Annotated in this window: 25 protein-coding genes; 14 read left to right on the top strand and 11 right to left on the bottom strand. The window is 47.7% G+C overall.

The genetic code is table 11. The features are described from left to right. Positions 1-5 precede the first annotated feature (5 nt). Complete coding sequence (locus CEW91_RS01110) at positions 6-941, bottom strand: META domain-containing protein (RefSeq protein ID WP_088767296.1); 936 nt, start codon at positions 939-941, stop codon at positions 6-8. Between the two features lie 228 nt (positions 942-1,169). Between CEW91_RS01110 and CEW91_RS01105 the strand changes: the two genes are divergently transcribed. Continuing rightward, positions 1,170-3,302 (top strand): TonB-dependent receptor family protein, encoded by a 2,133-nt coding sequence (locus CEW91_RS01105; RefSeq protein ID WP_088767295.1) that lies wholly within the window; start codon positions 1,170-1,172, stop codon positions 3,300-3,302. 74 nt (positions 3,303-3,376) lie between these two features. Here the strand turns inward: CEW91_RS01105 and CEW91_RS01100 are convergent, their stop codons facing one another. Continuing rightward, entirely contained in the window at positions 3,377-4,318 is a 942-nt protein-coding gene (locus CEW91_RS01100) for an ATP-grasp domain-containing protein (RefSeq protein WP_088767294.1), read from the bottom strand. A gap of 61 nt (positions 4,319-4,379) precedes the next feature. Here CEW91_RS01100 and CEW91_RS01095 point away from each other — a divergent pair, with 61 nt between their 5' ends. The 8 genes from CEW91_RS01095 to CEW91_RS01060 all read left to right on the top strand — a co-directional run bounded on the left by CEW91_RS01095 (position 4,380) and on the right by CEW91_RS01060 (position 14,297). Then, the gene (locus tag CEW91_RS01095; protein WP_088767293.1) at positions 4,380-5,744 is read left to right on the top strand and encodes an SLC13 family permease; all 1,365 of its coding nucleotides are present in this window, start codon (positions 4,380-4,382) and stop codon (positions 5,742-5,744) included. Positions 5,745-5,803: 59 nt separating this feature from the next. After that, entirely contained in the window at positions 5,804-6,142 is a 339-nt protein-coding gene (locus tag CEW91_RS01090) for a zinc ribbon domain-containing protein YjdM (RefSeq protein WP_088767292.1), read from the top strand. Positions 6,143-6,273: 131 nt separating this feature from the next. Further along, the gene (gene pgsB / locus CEW91_RS01085; RefSeq protein WP_088767291.1) at positions 6,274-7,479 is read left to right on the top strand and encodes a poly-gamma-glutamate synthase PgsB; all 1,206 of its coding nucleotides are present in this window, start codon (positions 6,274-6,276) and stop codon (positions 7,477-7,479) included. Then, positions 7,476-8,051, top strand: a complete 576-nt coding sequence (pgsC, locus tag CEW91_RS01080; protein WP_088767290.1) for a poly-gamma-glutamate biosynthesis protein PgsC — start codon at positions 7,476-7,478, stop codon at positions 8,049-8,051. The genes pgsB and pgsC overlap by 4 nt, the downstream gene beginning before the upstream one ends. 15 nt (positions 8,052-8,066) lie before the next feature. Then, a complete protein-coding gene (gene pgsW, locus CEW91_RS01075) occupies positions 8,067-9,218 on the top strand; it encodes a poly-gamma-glutamate system protein (protein ID WP_088767289.1) in 1,152 nt (383 codons plus the stop codon). 181 nt (positions 9,219-9,399) lie between these two features. Then, a complete protein-coding gene (locus tag CEW91_RS01070; protein ID WP_088767288.1) occupies positions 9,400-10,458 on the top strand; it encodes an HlyD family secretion protein in 1,059 nt (352 codons plus the stop codon). Then, complete coding sequence (rbbA, locus tag CEW91_RS01065; protein ID WP_088767287.1) at positions 10,455-13,181, top strand: ribosome-associated ATPase/putative transporter RbbA; 2,727 nt, start codon at positions 10,455-10,457, stop codon at positions 13,179-13,181. The genes CEW91_RS01070 and rbbA overlap by 4 nt, the downstream gene beginning before the upstream one ends. Then, a complete protein-coding gene (locus tag CEW91_RS01060; protein WP_088767286.1) occupies positions 13,182-14,297 on the top strand; it encodes an ABC transporter permease in 1,116 nt (371 codons plus the stop codon). On the opposite strand, the gene CEW91_RS01055 is transcribed toward CEW91_RS01060, so the two are convergent. The 3 genes from CEW91_RS01055 to CEW91_RS01045 all read right to left on the bottom strand — a co-directional run bounded on the left by CEW91_RS01055 (position 14,280) and on the right by CEW91_RS01045 (position 16,117). Next, positions 14,280-15,176, bottom strand: coding sequence for a TIGR00730 family Rossman fold protein (locus CEW91_RS01055; protein WP_088767285.1), 897 nt, complete (start codon positions 15,174-15,176; stop codon positions 14,280-14,282). The two genes, CEW91_RS01060 and CEW91_RS01055, sit on opposite strands and share 18 nt — an antisense overlap. 69 nt (positions 15,177-15,245) lie before the next feature. Continuing rightward, positions 15,246-15,692 carry a GNAT family N-acetyltransferase gene (locus tag CEW91_RS01050; RefSeq protein WP_088767284.1) on the bottom strand — a complete coding sequence of 149 codons (447 nt, stop codon included), beginning with the start codon at positions 15,690-15,692 and terminating at the stop codon, positions 15,246-15,248. A 2-nt stretch (positions 15,693-15,694) separates the two neighbouring features. After that, on the bottom strand, positions 15,695-16,117 hold the full coding sequence (locus tag CEW91_RS01045; RefSeq protein WP_088769323.1) for a secondary thiamine-phosphate synthase enzyme YjbQ: 423 nt from the start codon (positions 16,115-16,117) through the stop codon (positions 15,695-15,697). Between the two features lie 79 nt (positions 16,118-16,196). On the opposite strand from CEW91_RS01045, the gene CEW91_RS01040 reads away from it, so the two are divergent. Next, positions 16,197-16,628, top strand: a complete 432-nt coding sequence (locus CEW91_RS01040; protein ID WP_088767283.1) for a nuclear transport factor 2 family protein — start codon at positions 16,197-16,199, stop codon at positions 16,626-16,628. Here the strand turns inward: CEW91_RS01040 and CEW91_RS01035 are convergent. Next, entirely contained in the window at positions 16,615-17,109 is a 495-nt protein-coding gene (locus CEW91_RS01035; protein ID WP_088767282.1) for a hypothetical protein, read from the bottom strand. The two genes, CEW91_RS01040 and CEW91_RS01035, sit on opposite strands and share 14 nt — an antisense overlap. A 127-nt stretch (positions 17,110-17,236) precedes the next feature. Here CEW91_RS01035 and CEW91_RS01030 point away from each other — a divergent pair, with 127 nt between their 5' ends. Beyond that, the gene (locus tag CEW91_RS01030) at positions 17,237-17,848 is read left to right on the top strand and encodes a methyltransferase family protein (protein WP_198400874.1); all 612 of its coding nucleotides are present in this window, start codon (positions 17,237-17,239) and stop codon (positions 17,846-17,848) included. Between the two features lie 6 nt (positions 17,849-17,854). Continuing rightward, positions 17,855-18,004, top strand: coding sequence for a DUF2256 domain-containing protein (locus CEW91_RS01025; RefSeq protein ID WP_088767281.1), 150 nt, complete (start codon positions 17,855-17,857; stop codon positions 18,002-18,004). Here CEW91_RS01025 and CEW91_RS01020 read toward each other — a convergent pair. Further along, complete coding sequence (locus CEW91_RS01020) at positions 17,952-19,031, bottom strand: GGDEF domain-containing protein (protein WP_088767280.1); 1,080 nt, start codon at positions 19,029-19,031, stop codon at positions 17,952-17,954. The genes CEW91_RS01025 and CEW91_RS01020 overlap by 53 nt on opposite strands. 62 nt (positions 19,032-19,093) lie before the next feature. After that, entirely contained in the window at positions 19,094-19,348 is a 255-nt protein-coding gene (locus CEW91_RS01015; protein WP_088767279.1) for a YkoF family thiamine/hydroxymethylpyrimidine-binding protein, read from the bottom strand. A 72-nt stretch (positions 19,349-19,420) separates the two neighbouring features. Here CEW91_RS01015 and CEW91_RS01010 point away from each other — a divergent pair, with 72 nt between their 5' ends. Continuing rightward, positions 19,421-20,596 (top strand): MFS transporter, encoded by a 1,176-nt coding sequence (locus CEW91_RS01010; RefSeq protein WP_088767278.1) that lies wholly within the window; start codon positions 19,421-19,423, stop codon positions 20,594-20,596. Here the strand turns inward: CEW91_RS01010 and CEW91_RS01005 are convergent. After that, positions 20,593-21,270 carry a DNA-3-methyladenine glycosylase I gene (locus tag CEW91_RS01005; RefSeq protein ID WP_088767277.1) on the bottom strand — a complete coding sequence of 226 codons (678 nt, stop codon included), beginning with the start codon at positions 21,268-21,270 and terminating at the stop codon, positions 20,593-20,595. The two genes, CEW91_RS01010 and CEW91_RS01005, sit on opposite strands and share 4 nt — an antisense overlap. A 113-nt stretch (positions 21,271-21,383) precedes the next feature. Between CEW91_RS01005 and CEW91_RS01000 the strand changes: the two genes are divergently transcribed. Continuing rightward, positions 21,384-21,662, top strand: a complete 279-nt coding sequence (locus CEW91_RS01000) for a peptidylprolyl isomerase (RefSeq protein ID WP_053953327.1) — start codon at positions 21,384-21,386, stop codon at positions 21,660-21,662. 6 nt (positions 21,663-21,668) lie between these two features. Here CEW91_RS01000 and CEW91_RS00995 read toward each other — a convergent pair whose 3' ends face one another. Together CEW91_RS00995 and CEW91_RS00990 are read right to left on the bottom strand one after the other, a co-directional pair. Beyond that, complete coding sequence (locus tag CEW91_RS00995; RefSeq protein WP_088767276.1) at positions 21,669-22,112, bottom strand: YaiI/YqxD family protein; 444 nt, start codon at positions 22,110-22,112, stop codon at positions 21,669-21,671. Positions 22,113-22,115: 3 nt separating this feature from the next. Next, complete coding sequence (locus CEW91_RS00990; RefSeq protein WP_088767275.1) at positions 22,116-23,948, bottom strand: ABC transporter ATP-binding protein; 1,833 nt, start codon at positions 23,946-23,948, stop codon at positions 22,116-22,118. Positions 23,949-23,996: the final 48 nt, after the last annotated feature.

Below are 23,996 nucleotides of genomic sequence, written 5' to 3'. Positions count from 1 at the left end.
TATTGCTACTGTTGCTCGACAAAAATCAGTTGTCGATTACCGCGAGTGGTCAACACTAAGCGCTCATTGTTATCAATAAATACTTGATAGACACGTTGCATAGCGTCACTGAACTCTCTTTCCAGTTGACTGGCGGTTTCTGGACACGCCATTTTGGTACTTCCCATAAGCTGTATTTGCGCCAGCTCACCACCTAAGTTGTATTGCCCGAAGTACCTATTACAGCCATTAAATCCAGTCAGCTGACCGTCGGCCAGAAAACTCAGTGTCGGCGTTTTTGTATTGAGCGGATGGTCGCCAAATTTAACCAATTGCCACTCGACACCCTGCACTAACCATTCACTGTCGCCACCACAGCCGGAATAAACGTTACCGTCTTCGTGCAAATCGACTTGGTAGGGGTAAAGCCTGCCACTCATCGAGTCCCGACATAACGTATCAATAACCACTAACTGCGTTGCTGTGGCTGAGTCAATGCGCCATTCATAAGGGTTCTCAGAAACGACTTTGGCCGGCGCGACATCAACAATTGCTTCGGTATTCGGTGTCGTAATGGTCATGTGTTGCGGATTAACCGCAACCTGCCAGAAAGGTTCGTTGCCACGGCCTGTAAAGTGCTTAGGCAAAGTGCCTTTTTCCACACAGGTTGGCAATTCCTGTCCCTGCCAGGTAATGGTCGCTTCATTACCTTTCCCCCAATATTGGGTGACGGGATCAGCACCGTCGTTATAGCGTGCGCCCGATGCACTAACCACCTGCTGCAAATGTGTCGAGCTGCCTTTGTAATGAAGTGTCGCTGCCGCGTCAGTAAAGTTGAGCGTAACTTCGGCCGCCCCGCATTGATACTGAATGGTTTGCTCTGAGTCACTAGTTAATGAACTGCAACCGACTACACCAGCTAATACGGTTAGCACCGTGGTCAGTTTTATTATTTTCGTCATTTAAAGCGCCTTAACGGTTTCCCCTCTTTGTAAACACTTTACCTCGCCCAAGCGCTTTTAACCAAACTCTCTGACTAAGACAACGACAAGTACCACAAAAAAACCGACCAAAGAATTGCTAAAGATAAAAACTGTTGTTGCGAATCATTATTATTTATATTAGCATTCGCGGCGATTTGATAAACCAATAATGAAATAACCTTTCAAAAAACATTAACAGGGTAGATCATGAAAAAGACGTTACTGACTACGGCTATTCTTGCAAGCTTCGCTGCTCCGGCCTTTGCAGAAGTGGCTATTGACCGAACTGATGATATTGAACAAATCAAAATTATCGGTACAAAAACTGACTCCAGAGCCACTGCAGGCTCAAGCGCCGTTATCGACGAAGAGCAAATGCGAATTGAAGTACCATCCGACATTAACCAGTTGATGAAAACCATCCCTGGTGTCTATGTGCGTGAAGAAGACGGCCAGGGCCTCCGCCCAAACATTGGTATCCGTGCCGCAACCGCCGGCCGTGTCAGTAAAGTGACCCTTTTGGAAGACGGCGTTATGGTAGCGCCAGCGCCCTACTCAAACCCGGCTGCATATTACTTCCCAACCACCTTCCGCATGTCTTCTATTGAAGTGCTGAAGGGCGCTCCATTATTGCGTTATGGTCCTCAAACCACTGGTGGTGTACTTAACCTGGTTACGACCCCCGTTCCGGAGCAGTTCGGTGGTCAAGTATTGACTGAGTTCGGTGAAAACAGCAGCCGCGATATTCATGCGCATGTTGGCGGCACAAAAGGTCAGTGGGGCTTCTTGCTAGAAACCGTTCAACGCAGCAGCGACGGTTTTAAAGATATCGACCGCAGCAGCCGTGACGCTGGATTCGACATTGAAGACTATGTTGCAAAATTAAAATGGACTGGCGATCGTCAAAGCTTGTTGGCTAAAGTTCAGTACTCCGAAGAGATTTCAAACGAAACCTATCTGGGACTGACAGATTCAGACTTCGAAAAAGATGAAAACCGTCGCTATGGATTGTCGGAAATCGATCAGATGGACAATTCACATAAAGGCTATAGCCTGAATTATGCATTCGAAGCGTCAGATAACCTTACACTGAATATCCTTGGTTACTACAATGACTTCGCTCGTAACTGGTTCAAACTTGATGGCGGTAATGCGTATGTTAATGCCGCTAACAATGGCGATGAAGATGCCTTAGCCATACTGCACGGCGCCATGGATGAGACTGGTCTGAACTACAAAAACAACAACCGCGCGTACGAATCAAAAGGCATCGAGGCCAATGCGCAGTTTACCCTAGCTAACCATACGTTGGAGCTGGGCGCTCGCGACCATAGTGACGAGATGGATCGCTTCCAACCTGTTTCTGTATACGATCAAGTGAACGGCAGCTTGGTTTTCCAAAACACCGTCATGCCAACTGGAAGCAATAACCGCTTAGAGGGCGCTGACGCGTTGAGCGTATGGTTAACTGACGAGTGGCGAGTAAGCGATGCGTTAATGGTCAACGTCGCGCTGAGATATGAAGACGTAGAGTCCTACCGCTATCAATTTGCTGACACAGCTCGCTCAGAACTTGACAGTGCACGCTCGAATGACAGCAGCGAGTGGTTGCCAGGGGCATCATTTACTTATGATGTAAACGATAACTGGCAGGTTCTGGCAGGCGTACACAAAGGTTTTTCCCCCTTAGGTGGCGGTGCAAAAGAGAACCAAGAGCCTGAAACCAGCACGAACTACGAGGCTGGCGTACGTTACAACCAAGGCGCTTTGTTTGTCGAAGCGGTTGGCTTCTACAGCGACTTTAACGACACAACACAACAATGCTCAATCGCGAACCCATGCGACAACGGTGCTGAATCAGGCAACTACGTACTAGGCGAATCAGTTGTTCGTGGCCTGGAGTTCCAGGCAAGCAACACGTTTGAAGCAGGAAGCTTCCTGATTCCTGTGGATGTAACCTATACCTACACCAAAGGTGAAATCAGCGAAGATAACCTGAATAACCTTGACGGTGATGAATTGGCAGACATTCCGCAAAATACGTTCAGTATGCGCGTTGCACTAGACAACCAAAACGGTTGGATAAACTACATTGTGGCAAAATACGCCGACGAAATGTGCGTCAGCACGGGCTGTAACCGTACCGACAGCCAATTCGACAGAACGGAATCTGTGTTTGTCACTGATTTCGTCAGCCGTTATGAGATGAACAACAACATGGCGGTTTATTTCAAAGTCGAAAACCTGTTTGATCAGCAACAAATTGTCGCTCGTTCACCGCATGGTGCTCGTCCTAATAAGCCTCAAACAGCATCCTTTGGTGTGGAATACACTTTCTAAACGCCAGACTCTCTCCCTGGCTTTTTTGCGGCCCCACGTGTTGGGGCCGTTTTTTTCTCTTATTGAGGGAGTCGTTATTTGGCTAAATCAATAAGATAGTCAGCCAGAGCACCCATTCCGGTTTGCTTTACACCCGCTTCCCGCTCGGCCGTTTGGTTATAATTGGTATTGGTATTCACGTCATACACGTACAACTCACCTTTGTCGTCCTCTATGAATTCAATACCGGCGACATCAATATCATTCGCCTTTAAAAAGGCTTCAAGGGCGAAAATAATTTCGTGGTCGTTAAAGCGTTTAGTAATCGTAAATTTATTCGGCGTTTCCGCCGGCGCTTCGCTGGTCGGGCAAAACGCATCATCAACACTACAGACATCGGCCGGACAGAGCTCAAACCCCTGTTCGGTATTCACATTCACTGCATAAACAAATTTCTGACCAACAAACTCGCTGCGGGTAATGTGGGGTTGTTTCGGTTTGATGTACTCCTGCAACAACCAAACACCGTCCAGAGGCTCTTCGTAGTCGGCACTATCAATATAAGCTTGCAAACCAGCAGCATCATCAAACTTAATAACACCCAAGCCTTTGCCGCCACGATTCGGTTTTAAAATAACGGGCCACTGAGCAAACGTTTCAGCAGCTTCAACCAATAAACTCTTACCCACGACCGCTTGTGTTTTAGGAACATTCAGCCCGGCTTTTTGCAATGCCGCATACTGCGATAACTTGCAGACTTCCAGCGCAAGAACGCCGGTACCATTCACAACCGTTCGATTGTTGCTTTCCAACCAGGTTAAGGCCATACGAGTGAGTTCTGGCGCAAAACGATGCCCTCGGGTATGCGAAGAGGCACTCATGCGGTTGTAATACACCGCATCGTCAGGCAGTTCGGTAAAAGGAATGACGCCAGTGTCCAAAAACCACTCTTTGGCCTCAACTCCGCGCTTCTCAAATTCTGCTCTCAATGGCACTAGCCACTCTTCATTTTCGTGCAGAATAACAATATCTCGCATGTGAACCTCTTATCTATTATCTTTACTGGGAAAGATACGCAATGGATAGAAAAATCGTTTAATGAAACATTTAGCGCTCGGGCCGTTAACCGCTCTCATTGTACTGCTTGCCACCCAACTCGCCAACATGCCTTTACCGGCGGCTCTCACTCTAAGCACAGTTGTCTGGGTCGCTTGGTGGTGGGTCACCGAATGCATTCCTCTGCCTGTCACTTCATTGTTGCCCTTCGTGTTACTGCCCGTATTCGGAGTTATTGATACCAGCACCGCTGCAGGCGCGCTGGGTGACAATATCATTTTATTGTTCATGGGTGCCTTTATGTTGGCCAAAGCGGTGGAAGCCAGCGGCGTTCACAAACGTATGGCATTAACGCTTATCGCCCGTATCGGAGCTGACAATGGTCGCAAAGTGGTTATTTCGTTTATGGCTGCGACCGCATTTTTATCCATGTGGATATCGAATACCGCTGGTGTTCTGGCACTTTTGCCCGTCGCTCTGGCACTCGCCGATGCCAGCGACGACGAAAGCTTTCAACGCGCACTGTTATTGGGTCTTGCTTACGCCGGCTCGTTAGGCGGTATTGCTACCTTGGTCGGCACACCGCCTAATTTAATTTTCGCCTCCATTTATCAGAATATTACCGGAACCGAGTTCAGCTTTACCCGCTGGCTTAGCATTGGTTTACCGATGGTTCTGCTCGGGTTACCAGTGATTGCTTTGTGGCTCACTCGACACGTCAAGCTCACAAAACCATTAGAGCTTCCCACTACGAGTAAAATGACCACCTATGAAAAGCGCGTATTAATGGTGTTTGGTGCCGTCGTTTTCCTGTGGATAACCCGCACAGCACCATTTGGCGGCTGGACCGGCTTTTTAGGGCTGGGCAGCTTAAATGATGCCACTGTCGCTTTAGCCGGTGTGGTTGCGATGTTTGTGATTCCAAGCGGCAAAATTAAGCACGAAAAACTGCTTAACTGGACACTGGCGAAAGACATTCCCTGGGGCATCTTATTGCTATTTGCCGGCGGCATTTGTCTGGCCCGGGGCGTAATGGAAAGCGGCCTGGGTGATATCATTGGCCAGTCGCTCACAGCGTTAGGTGCGCTTCCTTTATGGTTGCTCATTTTTGTGCTCACTCTGACCGTCTCGTTTGTCACCGAAGTCACATCCAATACAGCGACCGCCACTCTACTTATGCCTATTTTGGCAGCCACCGCTACGGCATTACAGTTACCGATTGAATTACTGATGATTCCGGCCGTTATTGCCTGTAGCTGTGCATTCTGCATGCCTGTCGCAACACCGCCAAACTCTATTGTGTTTGCCTCTAAACGCATTACGATAAAAGCTATGGCACGAGAGGGAGTTGTTCTTAACGTTCTACTGGCCGTAATAACAACAATTGCGGTGTTGCTGTTCGTTTAATGCGGGCGTGGCGCTAACAGGCTATAATTGCGCCTCTTTTTAATTTAAAAGGATTTCTAATGAGCGACTTCCCCGCCTGCCCTGAATGCCAGTCAACCTTCACTTATCACGACGGTAACTTACTGATTTGCCCTGAATGCGCCCATGAGTGGTCTGAAGATGAACCAACAGACACTGAAAATACCCCCCAGTACCGTGACTCTAACGGCACACCGCTTGAAGACGGCGATACCGTCACTGTGATTAAAGACTTGAAAATAAAAGGGTCTTCTTCCGTCGTTAAGGTCGGCACGAAAGTGAAAAACATTCGCCTGGTAGCAGGTGATCATGACATCGACTGCAAAATAGACGGCATTGGTCCCATGAAATTAAAGTCCGAATTCGTTAAAAAAGCATAATCCCAATTCGCCATACGGTCATCCGCTTCTTCTTGCGAACTAAAGTGTAAAGATCCCTAAATTCATTGGTTTTTTTCATAAAGGTTCGCTAAAAAGAATACATACATTTATGTATGTTAAGGGGAGCGATTATGGAAATACCGGTTTTGCTCGCCATTGTTGCAGGACTTTGGTTAGCACTTGTTCTTGCAGGTGGTTTAGAAGCACTAAAACACCGTTGGCTGGTTAGCCGTATTCCAGTACGCGTCCACGTCAATGGCACACGTGGAAAAACCAGTGTCACTCGATTGATTGCTGCTGGCCTTCGCGCCGGCGGCAAGCGAGTATGCGCAAAAACAACGGGCTCTGCCGCCGCAGTCACTGACCCTGACGGGCGTGAATTTCCAATTTACCGCATCAGTGGTGCCAATATCATTGAACAAATGCGCACGCTAAAGCGCATGGCTAAATTAAAGCCGGAAATTGTGGTTATGGAATGCATGGCACTACAACCGCAGTATCAGTCATTGAGCGAGCTGCGCATGGTGCGTTCTAATGTGGGTGTCATTACCAATGCCCGCCCTGACCATTTAGATGTGATGGGGCCCGGCGAAGAAGATGTCGCCTTAGCTTTGGCTGGGAGTACGCCCGTTAAGGGCAACTTGTTCACCGCCGAACGAGATTTACTCCCCACCTTTGAACACTCCTGTAAAGACAGAAAGTCACAGCTCCACGGTGTCACACTGGAAGAGGTTGAGGCCATTTCTGAAGACACGATGAGTCAATTTCGTTACGCCGAGCATAAAGAAAACGTCGCTCTGGCTTTAAAAATATGCGAACACCTTGGCGTTGACCGAGATAAAGCGTTAAAAGGCATGACCGAACTTGAGCCGGAAGCTGGTGCTATGCAAGTTCTGCACATTAACTATTTCAAGCGTGAAATTGTGTTTGTTAATGGCTTTGCCGCTAACGACCCGGAGTCGACCGGCAAGATTTGGGAAAACATGATTGAGAAGTTCGGTGAAGATCGCCGCAAAATCATGTTGATTAACTGCCGGGCCGACCGCCCACATCGGTCTCAGCAAATGGCTGAAGAAGCCGGAAAATGGACCAAGGCCGATAAAGTCATCTTGATGGGCTCTGGTTGTTTTGTCTTTGTTCGAAACGCAGTAAAGCACGGACTCGATCCGGAAAAGCTACTTGTACTTGAAGGCGGTGACACAACCGATATAACAGAAACCATTTTAGAAGAATCCGCAGGCAACGCACTGGTTGTTGGTATGTGCAATATTCACGGCGGCGGCGAAGAAGTCGCTCGCTTCTTCCAAAACCGTGCCGTTAAAGAGGAAGATTTATGATAGCGCTCAATATATTGGCTGTTGCCATTGGTGTTGGCTTATTTTTTACCTTGCTGCTTACCCATACTCTCGGGCTAGCCGCAGGAGGTTTGGTTGTTCCGGGTTATGTTGCATTACAACTGACCGACCCACTCAGTCTGGCCATTACATTACTCGCCGCCCTGATTACCTATTTGATTGTTAAAGTCATAGCGAGCTTTGCGATTATTTATGGTCGTCGCCAAACCATTATTATGATTCTAACCGGCTATTTAATCGCCGGCCTGTTCGACCTATTCATTGGCAACTTAGTGAACTGGGCAGACTTACAAATGATAGCCGGCGGCGACAATGCACAAGCACAAGTTGGCGCTCTCGAGTCGACGGTAATGATGTCGGTCATGGAGAGCAGCATCATTGGCTATATTATCCCGGGGCTTATTGCTATTTGGTTTGAACGACAAGGCGTACTGCAAACCTTGTGTGGGCTAGCAGTCACCGCCGTGTTAGTGAGGTTGGCGCTTATTGTTATTATGCCTGAATCTTTGCAAATGTATGAAGCGAGTCAAGCTTTTCAAATGCCCGGTTGGTAACAGGAGAACCCTATAATGAGTAGTTTTACTAAAATTTATTGGCGCTCTTCAGGTGTACCGACCTGGGGGCTCATTTTCTTAATTGTCGTCGCAATTATTGTGGTTATTGCGGCAGAAAAAATGAAGCAGCGCGACCCAGTTGTGGAAGACAACTACGCGACCATGGTAAATGCGGCGAAAATCATGCGCCAGGGCATGAACGTGTTGCAACCACTGAGAGCTCAAATAGCCCCCATTAATCCTGAGTTTGATCCTCAACGATCGGGCTTGGTCGGTTTAGAGAACAGTATTGTCACAACCAATCATGGCGGTCGAGAATCTAAACAAACCACTATTAACCCAAATTGGGCGGCAGTTGCTGTTAAATTATTAGCGGAAGCGGGTGTTAAAAAAGGCGATTTAGTTGCCGTAACAGTTTCAGGCTCGTTCCCAGCGCTCAACTTGGCTGTCTACTCAGCACTTGAGGCGATGGAAGCAAATGCCGTTATTGTTGCATCTGCCTCGTCGTCTCAGTGGGGCGCTAACACGCCTAATTTTCTATGGCTGGATATGGAACGAAAGCTTCGTGAAGCGGGCGTTATTTCGCTCCATGCCGATTATGCATCGATTGGCGGCATTGAAGATAGAGGCATTGGCATTCCTGAGGAAGGCATTCAATCCATTCGCCGTTCAATTGAACGTGCTGACGTTAAATTCATTGACCCTGCCAACTACCAAGAAGCGGTCGCCGATAGGATTGCCATTTTTCGGGAGTACTCTGCCGAGCGAAATTACACTGCCTACATCAACGTGGGTGGTGGCGCGACGGTTGTCGGTCCCCCTGGCATTGATGACATGTTCAAATCTGGCTTACAGACAGACGCACCAGCACGTGCCTTTGCAGTAGAGACCGTTATGGGCTACTTCCTGCAGGAAGACATTCCGGGTATTCACTTTATCGGCATTAAAACCATGGCAGAACGCCATGGCTTACCGTTAATGCCACCAGAGGCAGTACCAGTAGGGAATGGCGGTATATACTCAGCCACGACTTACAACCGCTGGTTAGCACTGGGCTTAGCTGTCGGCTTGTTTGGGCTTACCTGGCTTATCGTCCGCTCTGCACGTATTACCAGTTTATGGCAGCGCTCTGGTCATAGCGGGAAAGGCACAAAACCGATGGTTTAACACTACCTCTTATAAGGTAGCTTCTCTTCTCTAAAAGAGAGCCTTACATTTATGTCGTTTAATGCTAAAACTATAAATGGCAACTTCCATGTAAGGCTCTCTTTATGAATCGACATTTAACCAATAAACCCACCACAGTATTTCTGTTCTTATCCTCCTGGCTCCAGGGTGGGATGACTCTATGAATAAAAGAAACCTTGTTTGGATCGTCGTCATTATCGGTCTTGGCTTTTTTGTCTACCTTGGTGTTAACAAGGAAAACGAAGGCTATGAGGGAATTGTCAGTGGCAACGGGAGAATCGAAGCCGCTGAAATTAATGTTGCCACTAAAGTTGCCGGGCGACTCGCTACCCTGTCGGTGGCGGAAGGTGACTTCGTGCTTACCGGAAGCAAGCTTGCGAGCATTGATACCACGACGCTCGAAGCCGAACTTCACCAAGCACAGGCACAATTTAACCAAGCAAAGAGCGCAATTAACACAGCTGAAAGTCAAATTGAGCAGCGTCGAGCGGAAAAAAGCGCGGCGCAAGCGTTACTGAAACAACGCAACGCTGAGTTAGAGCTTGCTAAAAAGCGACTCACCCGAGTTCAAAGTCTATCTCAAACGGGCTCGATGTCAGTACAAGATCTTGATGATGCAAAAGCGTCCGTTATTAGCGCCGAGTCGGCCGTCACCGCAGCTAAATCCCAGATTTCCGCAACCGATGCAGCCATAGCGACAGCGATTTCAAGACATGAAGAAGCTAAGTCCGGTGCCGAAGCCGCCAGAGCAACGATTGAACGCATTCAAACTCAAATAGATGACAGCACACTTCTTGCGCCTCGCGACGGCCGCATTCAATACATTATTGCTCGGCCGGGGGAAGTTATTGGCAACGGAGGTCGAGTTGTGAACATGGTGGACTTGAGCGATGTTTATATGACGTTCTTTCTCCCCACCAGCGCTATTGGAAAGATATCAGTAGGAAGTGAAGCACGCATTGTGTTAGATGCGCTGCCAAACTATCGCATACCCGCTAGTATCAGCTTTATATCGGATATCGCACAGTTCACACCCAAAACGGTTGAAACCCAGGAAGAACGAGAAAAACTCATGTTTCGGGTTCGTGCCAGCATCGACAAAGCACTCTTAGAGAAGCATCTTGAACGTGTAAAAACGGGACTACCTGGCGTTGCCTACGTGAAGCTTGATGAGCAAGAAGCTTGGCCCGAAGAGCTCAAGTCGGAGCTCAATGAATGACCCAAGAGAATGACGTTGTTGTCTCTCTAAATGAGCTCAACTATCACTACAGCAAGCAACCAGCACTGCGCTCTGTATCTTTGGCTGTCCCTCGAGGAAAGTTGTGCGGTGTCATTGGTCCTGATGGCGTTGGTAAATCAACGTTACTGTCCCTGATCTCCGGCGCTAGAGCGTTACAGTCAGGCCAGCTGTTTGTATTAGGCGAAGATCTGAGTAAATCTCGTCAACGCAAGCGGCTATATCGCCGTGTTGCTTATATGCCGCAAGGGTTGGGGAAAAACCTCTACCCTACACTGTCAGTGGAAGAAAACCTCAGCTTTTTTGCGCAGCTTTTTGGACTAAAGGGCCAACAGCGCGAACAACACGTTTTTCGCTTATTAAAAGCGACCCGTCTGTGGGAGTTTAAAGACCGCCCCAGCGCAAAGCTTTCAGGCGGAATGAAGCAAAAACTGGGGTTATGTTGCGCATTGATTCATGAGCCAGAACTGCTGATATTGGATGAGCCGACAACCGGAGTTGACCCTTTGTCTCGCCGTCAGTTTTGGCAGCTTATCGACGACATTAGACAACAACACCCGGACATGAGCGTGCTGGTGGCAACGGCTTATATGGATGAAGCCAAACGCTTTGATTGGTTAGCGACCATGAATAACGGTGAGGTGCTCGCATCAGGATCTCCCACCCAACTTTTAACTCAGACCTCAACGTCTTCTTTAGAGCACGCTTTCGTATCACTGCTTGGTGCTCAATCTATAGAGCCTTTTACGAGCCGGCCGCATCAGTTCGACAAAGACAACCCTACAGCGATAGAGGCAAAAGAGCTGACCATGCGTTTTGGCGATTTTACCGCCGTTGATAAGGCCAGCTTTCGTATTCAGAAAGGTGAGATTTTCGGCTTTTTAGGGTCGAATGGATGCGGTAAAACAACAACAATGAAAATGCTGACCGGGCTGCTAACAGCCAGCTCAGGTAAAGCCTGGCTTTTCGATGAGCCCATTGACAGTCACTCCTTAGAAACTCGTAAGCGCGTTGGCTATATGGCTCAAAGCTTTTCCCTATATAGTGAGCTTACGGTCTATCAAAATCTTAAATTGCACGCTCAGCTATTTGATATTCCTAAAGAGAACATTGACGAGCGAATAGAGGCGATAGCGGAGCAATTCGATTTACAACGGCTATTCCAGCAGCTCCCCAAGCAGTTACCCATTGGTGAGCGCCAGCGCTTATCACTGGCTGTCGCCATGATTCATGAGCCAGAAATACTGATTCTGGACGAGCCAACCTCCGGTGTCGACCCTGTCGCCCGCGATAGTTTCTGGCATATTTTATTGAGACTTTCCCGCGAGCACGGCGTCACTATCTTTATATCCACTCACTTTATGAATGAGGCGGAACGGTGTGACAGAGTGTCACTCATGCACGCAGGAAAGGTGTTAGTCACCGACACACCTAACGGCATTATCCAGAGCTGTAACAAAAACTCTCTTGAGGACGCTTTTGTTGACTATTTAGAGGCGGCATCAGGGCAACCCGATAATAGCCGTGAAGAGCCGACGCTAAGGCGACAAACTCATAGTGACCTTCAGCTAAGTCACGGCTTTAGTGTAAGACGACTGCTTAGCATCAGTCACCGCGAAACATTAGAGTTGTTCCGGGACCCCGTTCGACTTGTCATGGCTTTAGTCGGTAGCGTTATCCTGATGTTCGTGCTGGGATACGGTATTAATATGGATGTCGATGAAATTGACTTTGCCGTACTTGACCGTGACAAGACCAGCACCAGTCGCGATTACATTCTTAGCTTATCGGGCTCTCGCTACTTTAACGAGCAACCGCCTTTAAGCAGCTACGAAGAGGTGGATGACCGCCTGCAGAGTGGCGACATTAGTCTGGCCATTGAAATACCCAACAACTTCGCCCGCAATATACAACGAGGCGATAACGTCACTGTTGGTGCGTGGGTCGATGGCGCTATGCCTATGCGAGCAGAAACTGCTCAGGGTTATATTCAGGGTATGCATATAGACTGGCTACAGAAGCAACAACAGCAACTGAGTGTCCCTACTCCCCAAACAACCACTATCGATATTGCTTCCAGATACCGCTACAACCCTGATATTAAAAGCTTGCCGGCTATGGTGCCGGCAGTGATACCTCTGCTGTTAATGCTGTTTCCATCTATTTTGACTTCTCTCTCTGTCGTTCGGGAAAAAGAGTTAGGCTCCATCACCAATTTTTATGTCACTCCAACGCGTAAAAGTGAATTTTTCCTCGGTAAACAGCTGCCTTATGTCGTTCTTGCGATGGTTAACTTCTTAATACTGGTTGGACAGGCTTTATTTATTTTCAAGGTCGAACTGACCGGCAGTTTTCTGGCGTTTACCCTAGCCACGTTTTTCTACGTCATTTGCGCCACTGCATTGGGGCTTATTATGTCCGCTTTCCTGAACAGCCAAATTGCAGCGCTGTTTGGCACCGCTCTGGCCACCATTCTTCCAGCCTCTCAGTTTTCCGGCATGATAACGCCGGTCACATCATTAGAAGGATTGGCGAAAATTATTGGGGAAGTGTATCCGACGACCTATTACATGATTGTCAGCCGCGGCGTCTTCTCAAAAGCCTTATCCTTCAATGAGCTGCACGTCATGTTGGTCGGTCTCATTATTGCTGCCATTATTTTTATAGCGGTTGGCATTAGCTTAGTGAAAAAGCAGGAGCGATAAATGCGTTCTCTCAAAAACATGTCGCATTTAGGCATAAAAGAGTTAGTGAGTTTGTCACGCGATCCCATGCTGCTTTTATTTATTATGCTGGCTTTTACCGTCTTTGTTTATACCGCTGCATCAGCCACACCACAAACCCTTTACAAGACCCCCATAGCCGTTATCGACAATGACCGCTCACAGCTGTCTAACCAATTAATTAATAGCTTTTTAATGCCTTATTTTCTGCCACCCGAAGCCGTTTCGGCGGATCAAGCCGATCAGCTCATGGACGAAGGTCGTTACACCTTTATTCTGGATATTCCGGAGGGGCTGCAAAGAGACTTACTCAATGGCGAACGACCACAAATTCAGCTTATTGTCGACGCGACCCGAATGAGCCAGGCGTTTACTGGTAACGGATACATTCAGTCAATTATTAATCGGGAAGTCAGTACGTTTACTCAATCAACAGCTCAACTGCCCATCGATATTGCTGTGCGAGCCCAATTCAACCCAGAGCTGGATAGTGGTTGGTTTAGTGCCGTCATGGAACTCATTAACCAAATCACCATGCTATCGATTATTTTAACTGGCGCTGCATTAATCAAAGAGCGAGAACATGGCACCGTCGAACATCTTATGGTGATGCCGGTAACGCCTTTTCAAATTATGGTCAGTAAAGTTTGGTCCATGGCGTTAGTAGTCCTAGTGGCATCCGCTTTTTCTTTAGTCGTGGTGATAAAACAAGCATTGGCAATACCCACGAGTGGTTCGTTGGGCCTCTTTTTATTCGGCACTGCATTGCATCTATTTGCGACCACATCCATCGGCATCTTTTTAGGTACTTACGCTCGTTCAATGCCACAGTTCGGTTTGTTATTTTTGCTCATTATTATGCCCATGCAAATACTGTCCGGTGGCATGACACCATTCGACAGTATGCCAACCGTAGTGCAGGCCGTTATGTATTTTGCTCCAACATCTCATTTTACTGAGTTTGGTCAAAGCATTTTGTTCCGTGGCGCGGGCGTCGATATCGTCTGGCCACAATTGTTGGCATTAGCGGGGATTGGCGCCTTGTTCTTTTGGGTATCATGGCGCCATTTCCGAGAGCGGTTAGCGGATATGGCGTGAGCCATTTTTTAAATCATAACAGTGGCAAATGGCCTGCCAGGCTTCTTCAGCGGTATCGACAATTTCAAATAAAGCCAAGTCATGCTCGGAGATAGTGCCTTCTTCAACGAGTAAATCAAAGTCAATTAGCCGCTGCCAAAACTCTTTTCCAACGAGCACAATAGGTACAGGTTCGGACTTTTTCGTTTGCACCAATGTTAACGTCTCAAACAGTTCATCCAATGTACCAAAGCCACCGGGGAAAGCGACCAGGGCACGGGCTCGTTGCAAAAAATGCATTTTACGAATAGCAAAATAATGAAACTGAAAGCAATACTCAGGCGTTATATACGGGTTCGGTCGCTGCTCATGAGGTAGCACGATATTCAAGCCAATACTGTGTCCTCCTGCCTCCATGGCTCCCCTGTTTGCTGCCTCCATAATGCCCGGACCGCCCCCACTGACAATCATTAGGTTTTCATCATCATGACAGAGATTATGTTCAGTGGCGATGCGTGCAAAATCCATTGCTTGTTGATAATAGGCACTGTTTTTCAGTGCTCTTTTCGCTCGCTTCAGGTTTCCCATCAACGTGTCGTTGTCCGGATCTTTCTCCAACGCTTGTTCAGCGACACCAACATCATGCTGTGCCTGCTCGGGCGGCAAAAACCGTGCACTGCCAAACACCACAATAGTGGCATCGACATTGTGCTTTTCCAGCGTCAGCTGCGGCTTTAAATACTCCAGCTGAAGGCGCACGGCTCGTAAGTCATCACTCAACAAAAAGTCATGGTCAGCAAAGGCCAATTTGTAGGAGCCTTGCCCCTCTATCTTTGCTATAGATTCTTCTGACTGCTTGGCGGAAATAAGACGACGCCGGCGAAGTTCGTTTTCTGTCATGGAGAGTCCGTTAGGGTTTATGTATTGTTTCGCATCAGTTTACCGTAAAAACAGCTTAAACCTGCTGAATTATTGCGACTCCAGTCGCATTGCAACCATACCTTGGTTTTCGCCAACTTCATCAAAGCCAAGACTGTTGTATAACCGCCGGGCAGGCTCGTTTTCCGGGTACACATTCAACGTAATAAACTGAGTTTCTTCCTGTGACCATGCATTTTCCAGCAGTGCTTCGACAAATTTTCTGCCCAGCCCCTGACCACGAACTGCAGAGTTCACAATGAGGCATGCGATGTGTATACCGTTTTCGACTTTTTGGTAGGCTTGTGCAAAACCGATAAGCGTTCCGCCCCGATAAAAGCTAAAAGTACCGCGCTCTTCCGCTTTAATTTGTTCCCAAATAGCCTCAGCTGAACTGCCATAAGGTACTTTTTCACCAAACCAGAGTCGAAACTCCGCCGCATTGTCCGGCCAAGTCAGTGCTTCTTTGAGTTCATCTATTGTTGCTCGTTGTAGCATGCTCACTCGCCTTGCAGAGTTAGAATTAAGGTGCGGGTACCGCCGTGATCTCTATGTTCGCAAAGATAGACTCCCTGCCAAGTGCCTAAATTTAAGCGTCCATTAGTCACCGGCAGGGTTAAGCTACTCCCTAAGATGCTCGACTTTAAGTGTGCAGGCATATCGTCTGGGCCTTCAAACGTATGTCGGTAATAAGGCGCATTTTCCGGCACCATTTCATTAAAATGGCTTTCAAAGTCCTGACGAACCGTCGGGTCTGCATTTTCATTAATGGTCAACGATGCCGATGTGTGCCGAATAAACACATGTAATAGTCCAGTCGACAGTCGTCCCATGTCGACCAAAGCCCGTTCAATATCATCAGTAATAAGGTGAAAGCCTCGTGGATGAGGCGCCAGTTGCAGTTCCGTTTGTTTGATAAGCATTTGTAAACCTGTTTGCCGTGCTTCATTGCTTGCCATATGCTTACAGCATACCGAAAAACAACCGAAAGGAATAACGACAATGCGCTACTTATTATTTACCATCGCCGTTTTGTTCAGTGCGGCGTGCTCCGCACAAGAAAGCGTTGAAGAAGCAACAACCAAAGCCGTAGAAGCCTTTTTATACGGGGCCAGCATTGGTTCACCTAAAGCGCATGACCGCTTCTGGGCGGAAGAACTGACCTATACCAGTTCCAGCGGTGAACGTTTTGGTAAAGCGCACCTAATGTCGGGTATGAAAGACACTAAACCCAAAGATCCAGACAACGTTACTGTCTGGTATGGCGCTGAGGATATCGAAGTAAAGCAGTTTGGTGACACCGTGGTATTCAACTTTACCTTAACCGCTGAAGAGGAAGGTAAAGTCACTCAATATTTTTATAATACCGGTGTTTTGATTCAACGCGATGACCGTTGGCAAGCGGTTAACTGGAACGCGACTAAAGTTCCTTAAGAGGTTCCTTAATTTCTGAAGAGTCGTTCTCTGATGCCGCATCGCCATTGTCTGATTTTACATAAATGGCGATGCCTTCCCCCGTTTTATCAGTCAAACCGAAGGCTTTACCGACACTGACCCCAAAGCCAACATTACCAGAATAGCCACCGGAGCCAGCCCCGACATAAACTGACTCTCCTTGCTTATCACCGGTTTTTTGCAGTAAGACGCCATTAGCCCCCACTTTAGCCGCTTCCTGTTTCAGTCGCTTCAATACGGCGTCCATTTTCGCTTGTTCACCAAAGCTCCAGGAGGCATCACTGCTTGCTTCAATTAAGGCTATTTCTTCATAGCTTTTCGGCGCCTCTAAGTAAACTTTTACTTGTGCTACCGGTATTTCCGACCGAGCGTCTCCAATTAGGATGGAAGAGGTGGGTGACGCGCAGCCAGTCAGCACCAGACCAAACAATAAAACCGCACTATAGGTTATAAAACGCATACGACTTCCTTTACCAAGAACATAATTAATCAATAGCACATAAAACGATATTTCACCTGACTCTTTCAATCTCTTTAAAGAACCGTAGAATGGAAAACGATTGCGTGTACCGAAGTTGGAGATCTTTTTGTTTGATATTGACCTGATTAGCCGCCATTTTTTAGCCGTGTACTTTTTGTTCATTGCGGTTCACTACGCGAGTACCGCTATTGGATTGAACAACAGAACCTCGCAAAGCCATATTCAATATGGTGAAAAAGGCAGTGCGACATGGTGGATACGTCAGGTCTTTAATCTGTTCCGTGGTGCAATTTTAGTAGTGTGTATTGCTCGGGTCTTTTACCCTATTGATACCTGGCTTGGCGTTATAGAACCACTTTACACACCTTGGGTGCTGTCTATTGGCATGCTTACAATGCTTACATCGTTAGGGTTGGTCAGCTACAGCCACGCCTATATGCGTCAGGACTGGCGTTCAGGTATCGACAGCGACAACTCCCGGGCACTGTTAACGAAAGGGCCTTTTTCACGCTCGCGTAACCCAATGTTCTTAGCCATTATGCTCGGTCAACTGGGTCTCTTCCTAACACTCCCCAGTGTTTTCACCCTGATTTGCTTATTGGTGGGCGTCGCCATGATGCGCGCTCAAGCGGTTAAAGAAGAGCACGCCTTAAATGAGCTTTATGGCAATGCGTATCAAAGCTACAAAACTCAAACGCCCAGGTGGCTGAAGCTCTAGTTAACTATGACTCACAAAAAGCCCCACCTGCCTAACAAGGTTTGTGAAACGTGCCAACGACCCTTTTCATGGCGAAGAAAATGGAAAGACTGCTGGGAGAACGTTAAATATTGCTCAGAGCGTTGTCGAAGGAATCGGCACTCAACATTGAAATAGCCCTATTCCTTCCTCTACTTTTGGCCATGTATAAGCTTTTATCAGCGAGATGCAGTACCCCTTCAGCCGTCAAGTTTGTGTTATTTGATGCCTCAGCAACTCCAATGCTGACGGTAGCATATATGTCTTCAACGAGCGGCTGGGACTGAATACTTTCAACGATTCTATTAGCCAGAGTCATCGCCTCTTTGCTGTCAGTTTCAGGGCAAACAACTAAAAACTCTTCCCCACCCCACCGGCCCACAAAATCACACTCTCTAACCGCCTCTTTGAGAAGCGTCGCGATAGCACAAAGGACTCTGTCACCCATTAAGTGGCCATATTCATCGTTAACTTTCTTAAAATGATCAACATCGATTAATAAAACAGACAGGTTTAAGCCTTTATGCCGGGAGGACGAAAGTAACGTATTGAGATTGACGTCCAGGTGCAGGCGATTATATAAACCCGTTAGAGGATCGGTAACAGACGTGGTTTGAAGCTGTTCATAGGCTTCTCTTCTGGAACGCTCATAATAACGGAAGAGAAACAATTGTGCCGTCGCGACTTCAATGAAATTAAGCCATGCACCAAGGCTCAGGTCGCCCGGAATTCCACGGTTTAACTGCTCGTAAAAAAACCAACCACAGTAAGCAAAAACAATCCCGGTTACCCAGGCTCCCGCTCGAGGACCATGAAGAAAAAAAGCAATAGGAGGGAGTATTGTGACCCAAATTAATGAGTAATTTCTGCCCTCCGCCAAGTGTATAAATGCCAGGAGCACGAATATCAGTGTGCCTGTAACCAACCATCCAGCAACCGTAAAGTTGCTTCCACGGCTGACATAAAAATAAATACCAGCGATAAGGACAAAGCCGGAAAAGTCATATACGGCAATATGTGCCGCATCAAATAGCGTCACATTCAGCACACCTATAACGCTAAAATAAGCCAGCATTATCAATAGTATACTGTATATTAACGACACCTGATGGTAACGAGGGTCATCAACATTAATTTCCGGATGATACTTACGCCAATACTTCATACGAGCCACTCTATTTTTGGCTATAGTAGCTCTAATTAGAGATACTTGGAATCCTTATCACCTTAGTCTTCAGGACTTAAGTCGCCGTGTAAAAATTTACAAACAAAGACAACTTTGCCGTAGCGCTCAAATGACCATTTAATACAGCGTTGCAAAGCATCCATTACATTGTCGTAGTCACCAAATACCTGAGTACTCAATGTATTGGTGATAATTTTTACATCATCCGTTTTATTAAGCTCATCAATAAAACCCTTTATTGGACCAATATAATCATCCGCCAGTGGGTACTTGCTAATTTCAACCGTCAGTTTCATGATAGTCACTCCTTTGTCGTTATTATTGCGACGTAAATTATCAGGCCATTCATACTAACACGAGGTTGATGAATGACATCGGATGTCCGCTCGCGCATTGCTTTACCTATTATCATTTTAGCTCAGCTGCTGGGCACCTCATTATGGTTTAGCGTTAATGGTGTTTGGTTAAGCCTTTCGTCAGAGCAAGGACTGTCAGAAGCTGACTTAGGCGCGTTCACTCTCGCCGTGCAGCTAGGCTTCATTATAGGCACTTTGTCTTTAGCACTTACCGGTTTGGCTGATCGCTACAAAGCCAGCGCTATTTTCTGCCTTTCTAGTTTGTTCGGCGCGTTAATTAATGCGCTCTTCATTACTGCCGTCGACCATTTCTCACTCGCGTGGTTTCTCCGCTTGCTAACCGGCTTGTGTTTGGCCGGCATTTACCCGATGGGCATGAAACTGGTTATTTCATGGGTACCTAAATACGCAGGCGCCGCACTGTCCTGGTTACTGGCTATGCTGACGTTAGGAACCGCACTTCCGCACTTAATGAGAGGCTTCACTCTTGGTTTAGATTGGCACATCCCATTGTTTGCTGCCTCTATGCTAGCCGTTTTAGGTGGTATGGGCGTGGGGCTCCTCGGTAGTGGACCTCATTTACCGGCAACGGCTAAACCTGCCGCATTAAGCCAGGGGTTGTCGGCGCTTAAAAAGCCCGGTTTCCGTGCCGTTGCCGGCGGCTATTTCGGACATTGTTGGGAACTCTACGCCTTCTGGATGTTAGTTCCTCTGCTCCTATTAGCGCCAGTATTGGAGCTTGGCTGGTCATTCTCCTCTATTCCCTGGTTATCGTTCTCGTTAATTGGTGTGGGCGCTATTGGCTGTGTCTGCGGCGGTTGGCTTAGCAACAAGTACGGTGGTATGTCGATTGCCAGACTCGCTCTTATCACCTCCGGCGCAATGTGCCTGTTATACCCATTCATTATGGCACTACCAGCCTGGTTTGCTCTTTTCGCTCTGACACTTTGGGGTATTTCGGTTATCGCCGACTCACCTCAGTTTTCAGCATTAGCCGCTCAAGAGGCACCAGCAGATAAAGTTGGCAGTGCCTTAGCAGTCATGAACTCGGTTGGATTCGCCCTGACTATTCCAGCCATCTGGCTCGTTAGCTGGAGCTGGCCAGTATTAAACGAGTGGGTCGCCTGGCTGCTATTACCCGGCCCTGTTTTAGGGCTTTGGGCAATACGAAAGTTTGGTACGCATTAACCAACGCTGTATGACAATATCCGGGAAATATGGCTGCGTGGCAGTCCTGTCTCCCGGTGCCAGTGGTTAATAGCCGTTTGTATTTGCTTAAGACCCTTTTGGCTGGTTGGTGAGGCATCGAGTAAATTGTAGTTCCGCAGTGCAGTCAGTACGTCACTAGAGCAAACGAACCCGTCCCAGCCCAACATGCGTAATAAATACTGACCCGTGTTACCGCCTAAGCGCGCACCATTCTTCTTGAGAAAGAGCAGCAACCCAACTTGGTCGTCGTGCGACCAGCTAGCCAAAAACTGACTAAAACTCCCATGCTCTTCCGACACTTCAACAATCATTCGGGCATTAACCGGTACGGTTATTATTTTTTGGAAATTACGCACAATACGCTCGTCTTGCGCTAACTCTTCGAGTCGCTCCGGTGGCACTTGCTGCCAGTAAAGCGGCACAAAACCACTGAAGGCTTCTTCAAATTGCGGCCACTTACGGTCAATAATCTGCCAGACGAAACCTGCCCGAAAGATACAGCGAGTCATTAACGAAAGGACTCTGTCATCGGTCGTTTTTGTCAGTTCCGCATCGGCTGCTACCTTGGGCATTAACGCAAGCATCGCTTGCTCTCCACCCTTGCGTTTGCAGGCACGCTCATAAAATACTGAAAAGTCGATAATGTCAGTCATTCTGGTTTACTTCAGCCTCGCTATTCGGCTCACCGTTTGAGCCAAATAATGATTCTATTCGGCTCACGATGCAAATTTAGGTAAAATGCATAAAATAAACTAAGGAGTCCGAGATGGCACGAGCACACGCAGTACACATATTAGTGAAAACCAAAGAAGAAGCAGAAGACTTGAAAAAGAAACTGGCCGGCGGCGCTAAGTTTGCGGATTTAGCCCGTAAACACTCACTTTGCCCGTCGGGCAAAAAAGGCGGCGACTTGGGTGAGTTTCGCCGCGGAGAAATGGTGCCAGCTTTCGACAAAGTCGTTTTCGGCAAGCCCACGCTGGAAGTGCATGGTCCGGTAAAAACCGCGTTTGGCTGGCATTTAATTAAAACGCTTTCGCGTAGCTAACGCTGATTAAACCCGCGCCAGAATTTTATCCAGCTCGTTCGCAAACGCCATGCGGTCACGTTGATGCAAAGGCGGTGGACCACCGGTATGTTCACCGCTGCTGCGCATAGTATCCATAAAATCGCGCATATTAAGGCGCGAACCAATATTACTTTTTGTAAAAAGCTCACCCCGTGGGCTCAGCGCCTGTCCACCTTTTTTAATCACGTCCGCCGCCAACGGAATGTCGGCGGTAATGACTAAGTCGCCCGGCTCACACTGCTCGGCAATGGCATCATCCGCAACATCAAACCCGGCGGACACTTGCATGGTTCTTATAAACTTTGACGGCGGTACTCGCAGCGGTTGGTTCGCAACTAAAATGAGCGGCAGCTGCTTGCGCTCTGCAGCCCGATACAGAATGTCTTTAATAACCGTGGGACAAGCGTCCGCATCGACCCAAATATTCATTGATTATGCCTCTTCTGCCAAAAAGCCACCGGACTGATGACGCCATAATTTGGCGTATAAACCGCCTTTTGCCAGTAGTTCTTCATGAGAGCCCTGCTCAATAATTTGTCCCTGATCCATTACCACCAGCTTATCCATCGCCGCTATCGTTGAAAGACGGTGTGCAATGGCAATCACTGTTTTGCCTTGCATTAGCTGGTAAAGATTTTCCTGAATCGCGTTTTCAACTTCGGAGTCCAGTGCCGATGTCGCCTCATCTAAAATCAATATTGGTGCGTCTTTTAACATGACACGGGCGATAGCTATGCGCTGTCGCTGACCACCGGAAAGTTTAACACCACGCTCACCGACATGAGCATCCAAACCCTTGCGCCCTTTGCTATCGCTGAGCTCATCAATAAATTCTTCGCAATGCGCCCGCCGAACTGCATTCATTAACTCTTCTTCGCTGGCGTCAGGGCGTCCATACAAAATATTGTCGCGCACCGAACGATGCAGCAGCGACGTATCTTGTGTGACCATGCCGATATTTTCGCGCAAACTGTCTTGCTGAACGTTATGTATCGCTTGTCCATCAATACGAATCTCACCACGCTCTACGTCGTAAAACCGCAATAGCAGATTCACAAAAGTGGATTTTCCAGCGCCGGAACGCCCGACAATACCGACTTTTTCACCGGGCTGTATATGCAGGTTAAAGTCATCCATAACCCCATGTCCCTTGCCGTAATGAAATTGCACGTGATCAAACTGAATGTCACCGTGCTCGACATTAAGTGCTGGCGCGTTAGGTTTATCGACGATACGCTGCGGTACGGCAATAGAGCCGATACCGTCCTGCACCGTACCGATGCTTTCAAACAACGTCGACATTTGCCACATCACCATCTGTGACATACCAAAAAGCCGCAAAACCAGACCAATAACGACGGCGACAGCTCCTAACGTGACTGCGTTATCCATCCACAGATAAATAGCAGTGGCTGCTGAACCAAACAATAACGCACAGTTAATGAAATACAGTGCGCCATAAAGCTGGGTCACTAAACGCATTTGTTTATGAACGGTGCCTAAGAAGGTGTCCATGCCCTCATGCGCAAAACCGGCTTCGCGTTGAGAGTGGGAGAATAGCTTCACCGTTTGAATGTTGGTATAGGAGTCGACAATTCGCCCAGTCATTACAGAACGAGCGTCGGCTTGCTCTGCAGACACTTTGCCAAGCTTCGGCACGAAATAGCGCAACAGCAACGCATAAAGCACAAGCCAGCCAGCTAATGGCAGCATCATTCGCCAATCGGCACTACCGATAATGACGAACATCCCCAGAAAATACACCACCACATAGTTGACGATTTCAATAAACGTCATAATACATTGCCGCAGCGCCAGCGCGGTTTGCATCAGTTTAGTAGCAACACGGCCGGCAAACTCATCCTGATAAAAGCTCATGGACTGTTTCATCAGGTAGCGGTGTCCCAGCCAGCGAATACGCATAGGGAAGTTGCCTAACAGCGTTTGATGCGTCAGCAGCGAATGGAACCATACAAGTAAAGGTAAACCCAGTAACACCAAGGCACTCATACCAATAAGCGGCCAAAATTGGTCACTTAAAAACGTATCGCGGTCTTGCGCAGCCAGCCAGTCGACAATTTGCCCTAAAAAGCCAAATAGCCAAACTTCTGCAATGGCGATGCCTGCCATCAGTAGCGCAGTTATCGCAATAAACGGTGTCGCGCCCTTGGTGTAATGCCAACAAAAAGCAAAAAAGCCTGTTGGGGCTTGCTGCGGTTCCTCAGGTGGGAAGGGGTTTAGTCGGCGCTCAAACCAGGAAAACATGAATCACTCCTCGATGAATATCGAGCCTATAATATCAGCTTTAAGGTG

Origin of the sequence: Idiomarina piscisalsi (genome assembly GCF_002211765.1) — a bacterium.
Taxonomy (GTDB): Bacteria; Pseudomonadota; Gammaproteobacteria; order Enterobacterales; family Alteromonadaceae; genus Idiomarina; species Idiomarina piscisalsi_A.
The sequence above is the reverse complement of the archived record's forward strand: the minus strand, read 5'-3'. Positions and strand labels throughout refer to the sequence as shown.

Excerpts from the sequence above, each read along its gene's own strand:
- CEW91_RS01110 (WP_088767296.1), bottom strand. The coding sequence starts at position 941 with ATGACGAAAATAATAAAACTGACCACGGTGCTAACCGTATTAGCTGGT.
- CEW91_RS01105 (WP_088767295.1), top strand. The coding sequence starts at position 1,170 with ATGAAAAAGACGTTACTGACTACGGCTATTCTTGCAAGCTTCGCTGCT.
- CEW91_RS01100 (WP_088767294.1), bottom strand. The coding sequence starts at position 4,318 with ATGCGAGATATTGTTATTCTGCACGAAAATGAAGAGTGGCTAGTGCCA.
- CEW91_RS01095 (WP_088767293.1), top strand. The coding sequence starts at position 4,380 with ATGAAACATTTAGCGCTCGGGCCGTTAACCGCTCTCATTGTACTGCTT.
- CEW91_RS01090 (WP_088767292.1), top strand. The coding sequence starts at position 5,804 with ATGAGCGACTTCCCCGCCTGCCCTGAATGCCAGTCAACCTTCACTTAT.
- pgsB (WP_088767291.1), top strand. The coding sequence starts at position 6,274 with ATGGAAATACCGGTTTTGCTCGCCATTGTTGCAGGACTTTGGTTAGCA.
- pgsC (WP_088767290.1), top strand. The coding sequence starts at position 7,476 with ATGATAGCGCTCAATATATTGGCTGTTGCCATTGGTGTTGGCTTATTT.
- pgsW (WP_088767289.1), top strand. The coding sequence starts at position 8,067 with ATGAGTAGTTTTACTAAAATTTATTGGCGCTCTTCAGGTGTACCGACC.
- CEW91_RS01070 (WP_088767288.1), top strand. The coding sequence starts at position 9,400 with ATGAATAAAAGAAACCTTGTTTGGATCGTCGTCATTATCGGTCTTGGC.
- rbbA (WP_088767287.1), top strand. The coding sequence starts at position 10,455 with ATGACCCAAGAGAATGACGTTGTTGTCTCTCTAAATGAGCTCAACTAT.
- CEW91_RS01060 (WP_088767286.1), top strand. The coding sequence starts at position 13,182 with ATGCGTTCTCTCAAAAACATGTCGCATTTAGGCATAAAAGAGTTAGTG.
- CEW91_RS01055 (WP_088767285.1), bottom strand. The coding sequence starts at position 15,176 with ATGACAGAAAACGAACTTCGCCGGCGTCGTCTTATTTCCGCCAAGCAG.
- CEW91_RS01050 (WP_088767284.1), bottom strand. The coding sequence starts at position 15,692 with ATGCTACAACGAGCAACAATAGATGAACTCAAAGAAGCACTGACTTGG.
- CEW91_RS01045 (WP_088769323.1), bottom strand. The coding sequence starts at position 16,117 with ATGCTTATCAAACAAACGGAACTGCAACTGGCGCCTCATCCACGAGGC.
- CEW91_RS01040 (WP_088767283.1), top strand. The coding sequence starts at position 16,197 with ATGCGCTACTTATTATTTACCATCGCCGTTTTGTTCAGTGCGGCGTGC.
- CEW91_RS01035 (WP_088767282.1), bottom strand. The coding sequence starts at position 17,109 with ATGCGTTTTATAACCTATAGTGCGGTTTTATTGTTTGGTCTGGTGCTG.
- CEW91_RS01025 (WP_088767281.1), top strand. The coding sequence starts at position 17,855 with ATGACTCACAAAAAGCCCCACCTGCCTAACAAGGTTTGTGAAACGTGC.
- CEW91_RS01020 (WP_088767280.1), bottom strand. The coding sequence starts at position 19,031 with ATGAAGTATTGGCGTAAGTATCATCCGGAAATTAATGTTGATGACCCT.
- CEW91_RS01015 (WP_088767279.1), bottom strand. The coding sequence starts at position 19,348 with ATGAAACTGACGGTTGAAATTAGCAAGTACCCACTGGCGGATGATTAT.
- CEW91_RS01010 (WP_088767278.1), top strand. The coding sequence starts at position 19,421 with ATGACATCGGATGTCCGCTCGCGCATTGCTTTACCTATTATCATTTTA.
- CEW91_RS01005 (WP_088767277.1), bottom strand. The coding sequence starts at position 21,270 with ATGACTGACATTATCGACTTTTCAGTATTTTATGAGCGTGCCTGCAAA.
- CEW91_RS01000 (WP_053953327.1), top strand. The coding sequence starts at position 21,384 with ATGGCACGAGCACACGCAGTACACATATTAGTGAAAACCAAAGAAGAA.
- CEW91_RS00995 (WP_088767276.1), bottom strand. The coding sequence starts at position 22,112 with ATGAATATTTGGGTCGATGCGGACGCTTGTCCCACGGTTATTAAAGAC.
- CEW91_RS00990 (WP_088767275.1), bottom strand. The coding sequence starts at position 23,948 with ATGTTTTCCTGGTTTGAGCGCCGACTAAACCCCTTCCCACCTGAGGAA.